Source organism: Blastocatellia bacterium, assembly GCA_016713405.1.
In the GTDB taxonomy this organism is placed as follows: Bacteria; Acidobacteriota; Blastocatellia; order Chloracidobacteriales; family JADJPF01; genus JADJPF01.
In genome coordinates this window covers 133,739-148,648 of the sequence record JADJPF010000007.1, presented here as the reverse complement: position 1 = coordinate 148,648, position 14,910 = coordinate 133,739, and the positions used below count along the sequence as shown (strand labels likewise).

The following is a 14,910-nucleotide window of genomic DNA, read 5'->3' as shown; positions in this document are numbered from 1 at the left end:
GCTAGCTGTATTGCACCTGGTTTAGCCTGATAAATCGGGCCTTTGGCCCATCAATTGTAAAAGCAACGTCAAAACCTGCTTGTAAACAACTAGCCATTTCTCTTAATGATTTGCTTCCGCCTCGTGTTGTAGAGCCACGCGAGGCACCATAGCCAAAAAGCTGTATCATCCGGGCAATAATTTCACCATCATAACTTTGACTAGTCATTACTACAATGCCCATTTTACGAAAATACCAAGTCGCAGGCAAAATTCGGTTATGCCAAAAAACATAAATTATAGGTTGTGTTAGTGGAATATCGCCATGTCGGTCACTTCCGCCTAGCATTTGCCAACGCATTGTTAAACCAATTAAAGAAACTAACAAGTAAGCTAAAAAGGCAGCAAAACGAATAATAAAGCGCTTTTTCCTAGGATAACCATCTAGCAAAGTAGCTTGGTAGACTTGTTGCTTTATTTTGGTTATTCGTTCTGGTGCAAGTTCTTTAGTTTGTCGACTCATTTACAACAACTTCTTTTTTAGGTTCTAGCCTTGCTTCTACAGTAGAAGCACCTTGACCAATTTCTACATCTTGTTCCCAATCTTGATAACCAATTCTTACTATTGTTGCTTTGTACTGTCCTAGAGGAATTTTTTGTAGCAGCAATGACCCTCGATCATCTGAAGTACCTACGTAATGATTATTTAAGTAAACATTGCTATTAGGTGGTCTTGTATAAATAATTAAAGCTCCATTTAGAGAAGATGTAGTTGGGTTAAGACGTTTTAATTGATAGGGTAAAGCATCTTCATCACTTTCTAAACCTGCTGCGGCACGAAGTTCTTGACCTAAAGAAAGGGCAGACTGTTGACGATCTTCGGCCTTTTTAGACATAGATTTTAATATTACTTCAGAAACTTTTTGTGGTATTTCTGCCCGCCAAACATTTAGTGGAGTAGGAGAGGCTTGGACGTGTTTTTTTGCTAGTTCCATAATAGTATCAGCCTCAAAAGGCATTCTCTTAGTCAAAGCTTCATAAAGCATTACTCCTAAAGAATAAACATCTGTACGAGGATCAAGTTCTTTATCTAACCATTGTTCAGGCGACATATAATAAGGCGTACCTGCTACACGCCCTTTTTCCGTTAAGCTTTGCATTGAAGCACCAGCAATTTTCAATTTAGCTAAACTAAAATCTATTACCTTAACGGTTTCTCCTAGACCTTCAAATTCTTCTAAAATAATATTTTCTGGTTTTAAGTCGCGATGTATCACGCCTTTACGATGCGCTCTTTGTACTGCTCCGCAAATTTGTAAAAATATTTTTACCGTTCGTTTTATTGGTAGTGGACTATCATTATTAAGTATTTGTCTTAGTGTTAAGCCTTCTAAAAATTCCATCACAAGAAAAGCTATTCCATCGGCAACACCAAAGTCAAAAATTGAAATAGCATTAGGGTGGCGGATACGACCAGAAGCTTGAGCTTCACGGCGAAAACGTTCAATTGCAACAGGGCTAGAAATTAGTTCAGGTCTTAAAGTTTTTACAGCTACAAAGTCTTCAATAATGGAACGTTTTGCTTTATAAACAGTTCCCATAGCTCCTTCGCCAATTGTTTCAATAATATGATACTTGTCGGCTAAGATGTCACCTGATTCCAGTCTTTGTATTAATGTAGTTAACCTAGCACCATCTTTAGGGCAATGTTTCATGCCTTCGGGCCATTCTTGGTTACATACAGCGCAAATCTTTTTTTTCATAAGTAGGATCTGTCCATCTGTTTAGATAAGATTCCCATAATATATCAACTTACTAAGCATGCAAAATAGAAATCATTAAATCAATAAGTTTGCTTTGCCAGCAACCGAAAAGAGTTCTATTATAATCTTATCAATCACAAAATTATTAATACTTAAGGAGACTAATAAGTTAATGTTAAAAATACTTAATTTATTGCTTTTAATTTTAGTTAGTGTAGCAACTGTTTGGGCAATAGCACCCATACAGCAAAGCTTACCTAATGGAGTTCAACTTATTACAATAGAAGAGTTAAAAACCAAAATGGACAAAAAAGAAAACCTACTAGTACTAGATGTACGTGGGCATGCAGGTTCACTAATTAAAGGTGCAGTTCGTATTCCTTTAGCTGAAATAGAGAAAAATCTAGATAAATTACCTAAAGATAAACTTATAGTTACAGTGTGTTCTTGTTCAAATGAAGGTTCAAGCGGACGTGCTGCAAGAATTTTGATGGACAAAGGTTACACTAAAGTAGCAGCATTAAAAGGCGGTCAACTAGCTTGGGAAGCAGCTAAATATCCTATAGACATTGTTGCTGTTGAGTAGGTTTCCAAAATTTTTCAGAAAAGCAAAAGGGGCATTAAAGCCCCTTTTTTATTTTTTAAAAGTTTTTGTTTAAGGTAAATCTGCACCTAAACGAAAGCCTACCCTATTATCTCTAAAGTCATTTGGCTGCCAAAACCGGTTAGTATTTTGAAGTACTTCTTTTTTAGATTTATAACTACCCCCACGAATTATCCTACATTCATTGCAAGGCTCTATTTTAGCTGCGGAGTTAGGATAAAGCGTTACTGGGCTAGCTGTCCATTCAAAAACGTTCCCACACATTCCAATAATACCGTAAGGACTACGATCATTAGTAAGTAAAGCAGATGTAACAGCCACTATGCTAGCGTTATTGCTTTCACCTGAAACGGTTTTTGTTGAATCCCAATCTGTTCCCCAAGGATAAAGTCGGTTATCTGTACCACGAGCCGCATATTCCCATTCAGCTTCTGTTAACAAACGAAACTTAAGACCCGATTGAGTAGAAAGCCATTGACAATAAGCATTTGCTTCATCCCAAGAAATACCACTTACAGCAAACTCTTCTTGTCCTGCTACAAACTCTGAACCTGTCCAACCTTCTGGCCCGGAGCGATTAGTAGCTTTAAGATATTCTTGATATTGTTTATTGGTTACTTCATATCTACCGATTAAAAATGCTGGTACTTTTACTAGATGTGCTGGTGTAGAATCTATAGGAACACCTTTTTCTACTTCACGTCCCATCATATATGTACCTGTTGGAACAGAAACCATTTGCATTTTATCCAACCAAGGTTTGAAATCTTTATTGTCATTTCCTGTAGTATTACCAACTTTAGCTGGTTCATTAAAGAAAAAGAAATAAATTATTAACCCAAGTATAATGGCAAAAAAAGCTCCAGCCATTATTACCAATAGTCGGCTAGTGTTGTTAGGTTTAGAAGTAGTATTTTCTTCTGAACCAGCAATAGGAGTAGAAATAACTTGGGGAGGAATGCTTTTTACTGCATTTGGACGAGAACCATTTATAGGATTTGTTTGTGGTCGTCCTGCTAAACCACCAGAACTAACTTTATTGGCTGCACGACTAGCATCTCTAGGATCTAAGGATAAATCCCCGCTATAGTCCATTGAGCTAGAAGACTGCATTTTTACTTCGTTTGGTAAGCTTAAAGGAGCAGTAGCACCTGCTGGATAAGCACCAATTGGTTGAGCAGGCTTTATTCCTTTAGCTCCTCCCATCATAGCTTCACCTGTTGGACGTACAATTACAGGAGATGTCTCTGGTCTAATAGACACATTTTCTTGAGACATAGCTTCTTCTAATTGTTCAGCTAATATGGTTGCTGATTGTGGCCGATCTTCTCGTTTTTTAGCTAATGTTCTTAAAACAACTGCCTCTAAAGCAGGAGAAATATTTTCTTTTAACTCTCTTAGTGGCCTAGGTAAAGCATGAATATGTTTAAGAATTAAAGCCATTGGTGTTGTAGCTTTGAAAGGAAGATCTCCTGTCAACATTTCATACATAATTACACCTAAGCTATATAAATCTGAACGAGTGTCTAGTTCCTGGCCTTCGGCTTGTTCTGGAGACATATATTGAGGAGTACCTACTACCATGCCTTGTTGGGTAAGATTTACTGGCCCTTCGCTAGCTGCTTTAAGTTTAGCAATAGAAAAATCTAGCACTTTTACTAGCTCGCTAGGTGTACCATGAGCAACTATTACAATATTATCCGGTTTTAAGTCTCTATGAATAATGCCTTTGCTATGTGCTGTATCTACAGCAGCACATACTTGTTTCATAATATTTAAGGCTTTTTCTGGCGTTAAACACCTTTCTATTTCTAGTAATTTACGTAAGCTAATCCCTTCCAAAAACTCCATTACTAAGTAAACAGTTTTATCTCCAGTAACTCCAAAGTCCATCACATGTATAGCATTAGGGTGATTTACAGTAATTGCTGCTCTTGCTTCACGTCGAAATCTTTCTACTGTAGTTTGGTCAGAGACTAGATGTGGATGTAAGATTTTTACAGCCACCATAGTATCCATATGGACGTGTTTAGCTTTATAAACATTGCCCATACCACCTTGACCAATTTTAGATTCAACACAGTATTTTCCGTCTAAGACTGTGCCTAAAAATTTATCTACATCCGCAGGTTCTGGAGCGTCTAACTTTTTTCCATCAAAAGGACAAAAAGTTGTTTGCTCCTGAAACTCTCGACCACATGAAGAACACTTTTTCATGATCAAATCCCAATTGTGGATTAATATTAATTATCTCAACTACCATTAAAGATAAAACAGATTTTGGAGATAAACTTAACTTTATAGATTCTATGTAAAGTTATTAAGTAGAACAGCTAACTGCTAGGAAATTTGACAAATCAGAGCAATTATAACCCAAGCCCTAAACTACAACAAGGCATTAATCAAAATACATCCCTCTTTACCAAGTGGTAAAAGCTAGTTTCTTACTTCATTAGCAAACCACTCTAATGTATCATTACTTACTTTAAAATTGCGAAAATATTGCTGTTCTAATTCTTCGGTGCGAAATCGATCTAGATCACTATTTTCTAAAAAGTCATCTCTAAGCTGTCTATCTCGGTTTGCGACAATTTGCGGCAGTAATTCATCAATATATAAGTATTCTTCTCTTAAAGCAAATAATGAACTAGCAAAAAGATCTTCTGGAATTAAACCTGATATTAAGCCTTGTTGGTTAAGTTTAGTGCTTAGCTGATTTCTTAAGCTTTCTTGCTCTATTTTAGAAAGAGGTTCTTTATAAATATCTCGGACACATTCGTGTAGCTGAGCGTCTAAAATACGTCTTAATCTTGCTTGAGAGTTAATTGTTTGAATAATAATTATTACTTCATCAGCTAATAGCTCACCTAAAATGATTGCTTTAGTACATTCTTTTAGCTTACGTAGTCTTTCTCGACCATACCGGTTAAGATATTGTTGACGCTCAAGGTTACAAAAGACTAATTGTTCAAAAAACCCTTCTTTTATATTGTCAATAACATCTTGGCTACGAGCTAGCAAGTAAAGTTCTTCTTCTGTAAGTTCATAATCATCAATAAAAGCAACACTATTAACAATTTCATAAGCTAATTGAAAGCGTTCTAAATGTGCAACAATAATGCTAAATAGTTCTGCTTTTCTACCACTTTGCCCTGAGCCTAATTCCATTAAAATATCATCAAATTTCCCATAATGATGAAGAAGTGCTTTGGTTCTAGCTTCTAACAAAATAGCTAGATCTGATTCTGTCAATTGATAGTCTGATTCTTGGGAAAATATTTTACTAGTACAATCTTGTAGGCTAAGAATAAAATCTGGTAAAGAATTTTCTTCAACAGGTTGTTTTATAATTTGATCTAGTTGGTCAAAAATTTCTAATGGAATTTGTCGTCGTGATGCCAGGGTTCGTAAACGACTACACTTAAAGAGCAATGTTTGTTCCTGTGAGCTATTATGGTGCATTGCAAGTGTTTCTTTGTACTCATCAATTAAGCTACGGTTTTCTACTTGTTTCTGAATTATATCTAACTCTAATCTATCTCTTTTTCCCCGACTAAGTTGATAACGATTAGCTAAAGCTTCAAATTGCTGTTTTACTTGTGGCAAATTAGATTGTCCACTTTTATAACTTTCTGCAAACTTTTTATAATAATCCTGAGCAAAACAATCTACTAATTTAACAATAACAACTGTCCAGCGAGGAATATTTATTTCTTGGTAAAGCTTTTGTGCTAAAAAGCCTCCATCTTTATCTAAACTTAAGTCAAACCGCTTAAGCGTTTTACCAGTAAACCTTAATAAAGTTTCCTGAATTGTTTTTAGATCGCCTTGAATGTCACCAGCAATAAAAAAGTAATAATTAGCAAAAGCATGGCCTTCTTCAAAAGTTTTATTAATGCTTTCTTGTCCTGTAGTGTTATTAGTAAAAACTATACGTTCTCCTGCTTCATCATAACGTGCGCCATACATTACAAGACGGTTATTAACTTCTGGTTTTAATAAGTCCTTAATTGGCAGTTCCATACCAAACATATATTCGCAAAATGTTCCACCATTACCACGATGGTAAATTCTATCTGGATAAATAACTATTTCGTTTCCACTTAAGAAAAATCTATCATGTGGGCCAGTTTCATTTTGATTTTGTTCATTAAAAAAGTGTGTATGAAGTCCCTGGCCAATTACGGTTGTAAAATATTCATACCGTTCATTAGTTCCTGAAACAAAGCCAAGTAATCTAATATCTTTTATCATAAAGAGTTAATCAAATGTTTCCGTAAAAAGATCTTCAAAAGCTAATTGTTTTGCTGAAGTTTTATTATTGGTTGGAACCGTTTCTATTATTGGTTCTATTGCTTGTGTTGCTAGGGCAGCGCGAACATCACGAAGATTAAAACGAATTAAACGAGCAGTCACCATAACAGCAGGAATTCGGCCCTTTCGTCTTAATTTATGTATAGTTGATTCACTAATTTGTAGAACTTCTGCTAGTTGCCTAGCAGTTAAAAAATCGCCTCGTTTTTCTTTATTTTCTCGATTTTGTTCACTCATAAGCCAACCTAAATTTTTAAGTTAAACAAAGCATAACATGGCTGGAAAAAATCTTTAAAAATTTATTTATTAGTGTCCTATTGCAGCAGTGTCAGCCCCACGAGAATCACTTCCGCCTAGGCGTATTCCTGTTTTATCAATCATTACACCTTGAGCATTTCCAATATAACCAGATTTTTCAGAAAAATTATGTCCTTTAGCTTTTAATAAGTTTACTAAATCTGAAGAAAAACCATAAGGTTCTACTACAACAGCATCTGGTAGCCATTGATGATGAAAACGAGGTGCATCAATAGCTTGTTGAATATTCATATTGTGATCAATCACATTTATTATTACCTGTAATACTGTATTAATAATTGTCGGGCCACCTGGACTACCAATAACTAAAAATAGTTTTCCATCTTTTACTAAAATAGTTGGTGTCATAGAAGAAAGCGGACGTTTACTTGCAGCAATAGAATTTGCATTCCCTTGAATTAAACCATAATCATTTGGTACACCTATTTTAGAAGCAAAATCATCCATTTCATTATTTAATAAAAAACCTGCACCTCTCACCGTTGCACCACTACCATAACCACCATTTAATGTATAAGTGTTTGAAACAGCATTACCCATTTTATCAACAACAGAAAAATGTGTGGTTGAGTCTGATTCATATCTAAGAGCTTGGCCCGCTTTTATTTCTTTACTTGTATTAGCTTTACTAGATTTAATAAATTTTCTTAGTTCTTCAGCATATTTTTTTGAAGTTAGCTCACGACTAGGAACTTTTACAAAATCAGGATCGCCTAAAAACTCGGCTCTATCAGCAAAAGCTAGTCGCATACTTTCTATAATTAAATGGTTTCTCTCCAAAGAGTTAAATCCTAAAGCAGATAAATCAAAAGTTTCTAAAATATTTAACATTTCTATTAGTGCTATTCCGCCTGAACTAGGAGGAGGCATTGTTATTATTTCATAGCCTCGATAACTGCCTTTTAATGGTTCACGAATAACAGGACGATAATTTTTTAAGTCTTCTTTAGTAATAATCCCGCCATGCTTTTTCATATCTTCAACAATTAAATCTGCTGTATGGCCTTGATAAAATTCTGTTGGGCCTTCGGCTTGTAAGCGAGCTAAGGTTGCGGCTAACTCAGGTTGTTTTAAGATCTCACCTGGTTGGTAATATTCTCCGTTTTTTAAAAATATTTTTTTACTTTCTGGAAATTGACTAAGCAAATCTCTAGGGCCGGTGCTACCACTAGGAAAACGTGTTACTAAATCTTGATTAGTGCTTAAAAGGTTTGCTAGCTCATAGCTAACAGCAAACCCGTCTTTAGCTAATTTATGAGCAGGTGCAACTAAATCCGCCCATTTCATACTTCCATATTTTTCTAGTGCTAAAGCCAGTCCTGCAACTGTTCCAGGAACGCCTACAGCTAAATAACCTACAGTAGAAGACTTAGGAATAACTTTTCCGTCTTTATCTAAGTACATATCCCGACTAGCTAAGCTTGGAGCAGTTTCCCGATAATCTATAGCTGAAGTCTTTCCATCAGCCATACGAATTACCATAAAACCTCCTCCTCCAAGATTTCCTGCCGCAGGATAGGTGACAGCTAAGGCCAAAGCTACTGCAACAGCAGCATCAACAGCATTGCCACCTTGTTTTAAGATCTCAACTCCAACCATTGAAGCAAGTCGATCTGCACTAGCTACGCAACCTTCTTTGGCAAAAGTTGGAAGTATTTTAGCTGCTTTTGGCGAAGTAAATTTTAAAAAACTTATTGAATAAAAAGTTAAGCTAAATGAAAGTAAAAAAACTAATGGTCGGATGTACTTAAATAACATATTAATCTCAAAAGCTGATTTTTCAGGCTGTTAAAAGAAAAAGACAAAGGAAAAACCTTTGTCTTTTAACTTAAAATCTCTTATGGGGGCTAAATTACTGAAGTTCGACATTATCACCAACAAAAACTTCTCCACCTTGAGTGCGAACAATAATAGCTACTGCCGTATTTCCTTCTACACGAGTAACTACCAACTCTCCTACAACAGTACGTGGTAAAGTGCTATTAGGATATTCAGCACGTATTTTCTCTTTTTGAACACTAGGATGGGTTATTGAATAATTATTTCCTCGATAACGTTCACTACCACCTTCACCATTCTTAAAAGCAATCTCATCATCTCGAAATCTCTTTATTGACTCACTACTATTTTCACGAAAGATAGTAAGGTAATCACCAACATTTATGCCTGCTTTTTGGCCTAAATCTATTATGACTACATCAGAGGCACTCAAAATTTCCCTTGCATTTCTAGCAGTAACAATTTGGCCTGTAGATTTTCCACTTGATGGTGCTAATGGATCTAATGGAGCAAACGCGCGTTGTTCAGGCAATTGTGGTTTTTCATACTTAACTAGTGCATCCCCTAAGCGTATTTCCCCACAAGATTCTGTTACTTGTATTGAAGAGGTTTTTTCATGAACTCCTATAACTTTAACAAATCCAACTTCTTCAGAGAAATAGCCAAGTAGTTGGCCTCTTTTAGAAAAACTATTGACATTCTTAAATGGATGATAAAAAGGGCCTCTAGGCCTAATAACTTGATAAGTATCCCCTAGTTGAATACCATCACCTTGACCTTTATTCATAAAGGCACGTGAACCTCTGTACATAAAGGATGCCTCATCTTCTTTTGGGCTGCCAATAATCCTTGTATCATAGGAAATTTTTGTATCGCTAATAAACCCTGCACAATAAACTTTGTCTCCTGTAGCAATAGGAGTTGGCTTAGAACCCTCTTGAGCAGAAACTAAATTTGTTGTTATAGAAGTAAAACTAATGGCTAATGCTAAAACAAGCGTTGCGTTTTTAAGTTTACGCATTAAAGTAGCCTCCATTTAGATATCTTATTTTTTAATTAAATGAAATGGTAGTATTGTTTATGATAACTTATCATTAAAAGGAAAATTTTTGAAACCTGTAACGGCAAAGCTAACAAACTTAAAGCTTTGAGTCAATAAAAAACTTCCTCTTTGCTGCAAGTAGCTAAATCCTTGGCTTAAAGAAAAAACTTATCTTCCTTAATCAAACTAATCAAAACACTTATAAATTAAGCTGAAAAGAATTGTTTTCCGTTAGTAATTAAAATAACATTGCTTTTTTATAGCTTTAAGTCATTTATCATTAAAATTAAAGATCTTTTTTTGAGAAAACAATAGGAAGACAAATTATGCACAAAATTACTTTAATTCCTGGTGATGGTATTGGCCCAGAAGTTACTAGTGCCACTTTAAGAGTAATTGAAGCAGCAGGTATAAAAGTTGAGTGGGAAAGCTTTATTATTGGTGCTGCTGCAATTGCAGAATATGGTGATCCTTTGCCAGAAGCTTTACTTGAATCAATTAAACGTAATCGTATTGCCTTAAAAGGCCCTGTTGGAACACCTATTGCTAGTGGGTTTGCTAGCGTAAATGTTGGCCTACGTAAAAAATTAGACCTTTATGCTAACCTGCGTCCTGTCAAAAATTTACCTAGTATAAAAACTCGTTTTGATAATGTAGATTTAGTTATTGTTCGAGAAAATACAGAAGATTTATACTCTGGCCTAGAACATGAAGTTGTGCCAGGTGTGGTGGAAAGCTTAAAAATTATTACAGAAAAAGCTAGCCGACGTATTGCACGTTTTGCTTATGAATATGCTCGTAAATATAACCGCCGCCGAGTAACTGCTATACATAAAGCCAATATTATGAAACTATCAGACGGTTTGTTCTTAAAATGCGTTCGTGATATTGCTAAAGAATATCCTGAAATTCAAAGCGATGACAAAATTGTTGATAATGCTTGTATGCAGTTAGTGACACACCCAGAAAACTACGATGTTTTACTATTAGAAAACCTTTATGGGGATATTGTTTCTGATTTAGCAGCAGGTTTAGTTGGGGGATTAGGAGTAGTTCCAGGTGCCAATATTGGCGAACAAGTAGCAATATTTGAAGCTGTACATGGTTCAGCACCTGACATAGCAGGTAAAAATATTGCTAACCCTACTGCACTGCTACAATCAGCTATCTTGATGTTAAAGTATATAGATGAAATGGATGCGGCTGAGCGAATTGAGAAAGCAATTAATCAGGTTTTAACAGAAGGAAATGTACGGACTCCTGATTTAGGCGGCACCGCTAACACAACAGAATTTACTTATGCAATTATTAATAAATTAGATTAATTAGCTTAATTAGCTTAGCTTAAAAGATAACTAAGAAAGGATCCAAATTAAAAAATGAAAATAGAGTTAGAAATTAATTCTCTAGCAGAAATTAAATCAGAGGTTTTAATAGTACCCATTTTCCAAGAAGACAATCTATCACACCCATTGTTAGCTGAATTAAACCAACTTAGTAATGGAGTTTTAGCCTTACTGCTAGAATCAGGTGAGTTAAAAACTAAAAAAACAGAGATCAGTTATCTTTACATTGGTAAACAAGCTAATATTTCTCGCTTAATATTAGTTGGGGCAGGAGAAAGCACAAAAGTAACTTCTCAACTTCTAGGTCAATTAGCAGCAACTGTTATACGTTTTATGGTAAGCAAAAAACTTGCGTCTGCCGTTATGCTAGTAAGAAACCCTAGTAATTTAGCTAGTAACCTGCTAGCTCGTCATATTACAGAAGCCGTTTTACTTGCTCCTTATGAGCAGAATAAATATCAGAAAAAAGAGGAAGAAGATTTTCAAATTAGTAGTCTAGCTTTAGCATTTGAGCACACAATAGACAAACCTTTATTTGATGAAGCAGTTTTACGAGGAACAATTGTTGCAGAAGCAGCTAATTTTGCTAGAGATCTAATTTTAGAGCCAGCTAATAAGCTTACACCAAAAGAGTTTGCTCGTCGTGCTGGTGAAATGGCAAATAGTCTAGGGCTTGAATTTAATGCAATTGATGAAGAAGAATTAAAAAAACTAGGTATGGGGGCTTTACTAGCTGTTTCTCAAGGTTCAGACGAACCTGCCCAACTAATTGTCTTACGCTACCGAGCAAGTAAATCAACTGACAATAGCCCAATTGCTTTAGTAGGAAAAGGTATTACATTTGATTCCGGTGGCATATGTATTAAGCCTAGGGAAGGCATGTGGGAGATGAAAACCGATATGTCTGGTGGTGCTGCTGTTGTTGGGACTATGGCCGCTATTGCCAAATTAAAACCAAATGTTGATGTACTGGGAGTAGTAGCAGCATCAGAAAATTTACCATCAGGTAAAGCCTATAAGCCAGGAGATGTAATAACAGCTTATTCAGGAAAAACCATAGAAGTTATAGATACAGATGCAGAAGGAAGAATAGTTTTAGCAGACGCATTACACTACGCAAATCAACAAAAGCCAAGTTGTATAATTGATTTGGCAACCCTAACTGGGGCATGTATCATCGCTTTAGGTAACTGTCGTGCTGGAATGATGGGATCAGATGACAAACTAATGAATGAGTTACGCCAAGCAAGTGAACAGGCAGGAGAAAAACTTTGGCAATTGCCTCTTACCAAAGAATACCAAGATATGATTAAAAGTGATATTGCTGATATTAAAAACTTGGGTGGGCGTTATGCTGGTGCAATTACGGCAGCAGCCTTTTTACGTGCATTTGTGGGTGACACACCTTGGGCCCATCTTGATATTGCAGGTACAGCCTGGCAGGAAGAAGACCAACCTGAAATGGCTAAAGGGCCTACAGGTTATGGGGTACGTACTTTAGTAGAATTTATTTTATCACGCTCACAAAAAAATTAGATTAGAAGGTAATAACCTATGAAAAGACGCATTTTTTTAACATCTTTAGTTATTGGTTTAATAGGTATGTTTAGCATGCCAGCTTATTTGCAATCTCGTAAAGCTCCAAATTTCAGTTTTTCTGATCTAGGAGGTAAAACACAAAGTCTAGCGGCTAATCGTGGCAAAGTAATATTAGTTGATCAATGGGCGACTTGGTGCGGCCCTTGTAAAAAAGAAATTCCTGCCTTTAGCGAACTACAAAAAAAAATACCCTGACAAACTAGTAATCATTGGTATTTCTTATGACGATGACCAAAGCACTTTAAGCGAATTTTTAAGAAAAGACTCCCTTGGTCAAAAAATAAATTATCCTATTGTTTTTGGCTCAGATCTAAAACAACAACCTTTTGGTTATCCTGAAGCTCTGCCTACTCTCTATGTTATTGATAAAAAAGGCGCAATTCGTAAAGAGCATGTAGGTTTTATGCCAGCAACAGAATTAAATGCTCTAGTTGATAAACTAGTAGCAGAAAATTAGTTAATTTTAATTATCTATTTATAATGTTAAAAATAAAACCCTCAGAATAGAGGGTTTTGTTTTTTAAGCAAATTTAATTATCTTCTCTAATTACAGATCAAAATGTTAAAAGATAAAGTTTTTAATTTTTTGTTCTCTGCTGAACAACAACAAAACGCTTTACTAGCAAAAGCGTTAGAAAATATTTCTCTAGGTATAACTATTACAAATGTAGGAGGAAAAATTATTTACACTAATTCAGCAGATGCTCTAATGCATGGTTATACAGTAGAAGAATTAGTTGGACAGGAAATTAAGTGTTTTTCCCCTAAAGAGCTATGGAAACCTATTACGGTTGATGAGCTTAGAAAATTAACTAGCTGGCAAAGAGAAACCGTTAATATAAAAAAAGATGGTAGTGTTTTTCCTGTTCAACTTAATTCTACTGTACTCTTAGATGATCATAATCAACCTGTTGCTATTGTTACTACTTGTGAAAATATAAGCAATCGTAAGTCTGTTGAAGAAATGGAATTTTTATTCCAGATCTCTCAAGCTAGAACTCAAGCTGAAGAAATAATTAGTCAAGAATTACAACAAGAATCTGCTGGAAGAAAAAAGGCTGAAGCAGAACTAAAAGAAACTTATCAAACCTTACAAGCTTTAATTTTAGCCTCACCATTAGCAATTATTATGCTTAATCCAGATGATACAGTAAAAATCTGGAATCCTGCGGCACAGCGTGTTTTTGGTTGGAAAGAACATGAAGTTATTGGTAAACCCTTGCCTTTTTCCTCAGTTGATGAAGAAGAGTTAATTTTAGCTGAAGAGCTTTCTGATAGAGACAAAGAGCTTTTACTTTGGGATAAAGCTTTTGCTAGTGCCAGAACTAAACAACTACGGTTAGATAATTCTATGGAAACACGCCGTCAAAAACGAGATGGTTCAATAATAGATGTAAGCATTTCTGTAGCACCTTTATTTGATAAAAATGGCTATTTAAGCGGCTCTATGGCTATTATTGCAGACATTAGCGAGCATAAATTAGCTGAACAAAAGTTGCGAGAATCCCAACAACAATTACGGGCATTATCCTTAAGGCTTCAATCATTACAAGAAGAAGAAAGAACTAAAATTGCTAGGGAAATTCATGATGAACTAGGCCAAGCTCTAACAGCATTAAAAATGGACTTAGCTTGGATAAATAAAAAATTAGTTATAGAACAAGAGGTTATTAAAAATAAGTTTCAAAGTATGTTTCAGTTAATTGATTCTACAATCCAAACTGTACGTAGACTTTCTACTAAGTTACGTCCAACAATCTTAGATGATCTTGGTTTAGTACCAGCAATTGAATGGGCTATAAAAGAATTTCAGTCCAGGACAGAAATGGAATGCAATCTAGTAATAGAACCGAAGGATTTTAATGTAGAAATCCATCTTGCTACAACAATTTTTCGTGTTCTTCAGGAAGCTTTAACCAATGTTGCTCGTCATGCTAATGCAACAAAACTAGATGTTATCTTAAGAAAAACTACCAATGCAATTTTTTTAGAAATCAAAGATAATGGTCAAGGCATTACAGAAACAGAAGTTTCAAATCCAAAATCACTAGGGTTAATTGGTATTAGAGAAAGGGTTTTAGCCTGGCAAGGCAAAGTTTCTATTGTTGGTAATTTTAGGCAAGGAACAACTCTTAGCGTTGAAATTCCTATTTTAACAAATTAAAT

At 35.4% G+C, this 14,910-nt stretch carries 13 protein-coding genes; 6 read left to right on the top strand and 7 right to left on the bottom strand.

Annotated features, from left to right (window positions below):
* Position 1: 1 nt before the first annotated feature.
* Positions 2 to 502 carry a DUF374 domain-containing protein gene (locus IPK14_11060; protein MBK7993928.1) on the bottom strand — a complete coding sequence of 167 codons (501 nt, stop codon included), beginning with the start codon at positions 500 to 502 and terminating at the stop codon, positions 2 to 4.
* Positions 486 to 1,742, bottom strand: a complete 1,257-nt coding sequence (locus IPK14_11055) for a serine/threonine protein kinase (protein MBK7993927.1) — start codon at positions 1,740 to 1,742, stop codon at positions 486 to 488. Before IPK14_11055 ends, IPK14_11060 begins: the two co-directional genes overlap by 17 nt.
* A 172-nt stretch (positions 1,743 to 1,914) precedes the next feature.
* On the opposite strand from IPK14_11055, the gene IPK14_11050 reads away from it, so the two are divergent.
* The gene (locus tag IPK14_11050; protein ID MBK7993926.1) at positions 1,915 to 2,328 is read left to right on the top strand and encodes a rhodanese-like domain-containing protein; all 414 of its coding nucleotides are present in this window, start codon (positions 1,915 to 1,917) and stop codon (positions 2,326 to 2,328) included.
* A gap of 69 nt (positions 2,329 to 2,397) precedes the next feature.
* Here the strand turns inward: IPK14_11050 and IPK14_11045 are convergent, their stop codons facing one another.
* From IPK14_11045 to IPK14_11025, 5 genes are all read right to left on the bottom strand, one after another.
* Entirely contained in the window at positions 2,398 to 4,563 is a 2,166-nt protein-coding gene (locus IPK14_11045; protein MBK7993925.1) for an SUMF1/EgtB/PvdO family nonheme iron enzyme, read from the bottom strand.
* Between the two features lie 219 nt (positions 4,564 to 4,782).
* Positions 4,783 to 6,600, bottom strand: coding sequence for a TIGR04442 family protein (locus IPK14_11040; protein ID MBK7993924.1), 1,818 nt, complete (start codon positions 6,598 to 6,600; stop codon positions 4,783 to 4,785).
* 6 nt (positions 6,601 to 6,606) lie between these two features.
* Positions 6,607 to 6,897 (bottom strand): helix-turn-helix domain-containing protein, encoded by a 291-nt coding sequence (locus IPK14_11035; protein MBK7993923.1) that lies wholly within the window; start codon positions 6,895 to 6,897, stop codon positions 6,607 to 6,609.
* A gap of 69 nt (positions 6,898 to 6,966) precedes the next feature.
* Entirely contained in the window at positions 6,967 to 8,736 is a 1,770-nt protein-coding gene (gene ggt / locus IPK14_11030; protein MBK7993922.1) for a gamma-glutamyltransferase, read from the bottom strand.
* A gap of 94 nt (positions 8,737 to 8,830) precedes the next feature.
* A complete protein-coding gene (locus tag IPK14_11025) occupies positions 8,831 to 9,778 on the bottom strand; it encodes a hypothetical protein (protein ID MBK7993921.1) in 948 nt (315 codons plus the stop codon).
* Between the two features lie 347 nt (positions 9,779 to 10,125).
* On the opposite strand from IPK14_11025, the gene IPK14_11020 reads away from it, so the two are divergent.
* The 5 genes from IPK14_11020 to IPK14_11000 all read left to right on the top strand — a co-directional run bounded on the left by IPK14_11020 (position 10,126) and on the right by IPK14_11000 (position 14,908).
* The gene (locus IPK14_11020) at positions 10,126 to 11,124 is read left to right on the top strand and encodes an isocitrate dehydrogenase (NAD(+)) (protein ID MBK7993920.1); all 999 of its coding nucleotides are present in this window, start codon (positions 10,126 to 10,128) and stop codon (positions 11,122 to 11,124) included.
* A 54-nt stretch (positions 11,125 to 11,178) separates the two neighbouring features.
* Positions 11,179 to 12,681: a leucyl aminopeptidase gene (locus IPK14_11015; protein MBK7993919.1), complete on the top strand. Its 1,503-nt coding sequence runs from the start codon at positions 11,179 to 11,181 to the stop codon at positions 12,679 to 12,681.
* Positions 12,682 to 12,699: 18 nt separating this feature from the next.
* The gene (locus IPK14_11010) at positions 12,700 to 12,939 is read left to right on the top strand and encodes a TlpA family protein disulfide reductase (protein ID MBK7993918.1); all 240 of its coding nucleotides are present in this window, start codon (positions 12,700 to 12,702) and stop codon (positions 12,937 to 12,939) included.
* Complete coding sequence (locus IPK14_11005; protein ID MBK7993917.1) at positions 12,860 to 13,201, top strand: hypothetical protein; 342 nt, start codon at positions 12,860 to 12,862, stop codon at positions 13,199 to 13,201. Before IPK14_11010 ends, IPK14_11005 begins: the two co-directional genes overlap by 80 nt.
* A gap of 102 nt (positions 13,202 to 13,303) precedes the next feature.
* A complete protein-coding gene (locus IPK14_11000) occupies positions 13,304 to 14,908 on the top strand; it encodes a PAS domain S-box protein (protein ID MBK7993916.1) in 1,605 nt (534 codons plus the stop codon).
* Positions 14,909 to 14,910: the final 2 nt, after the last annotated feature.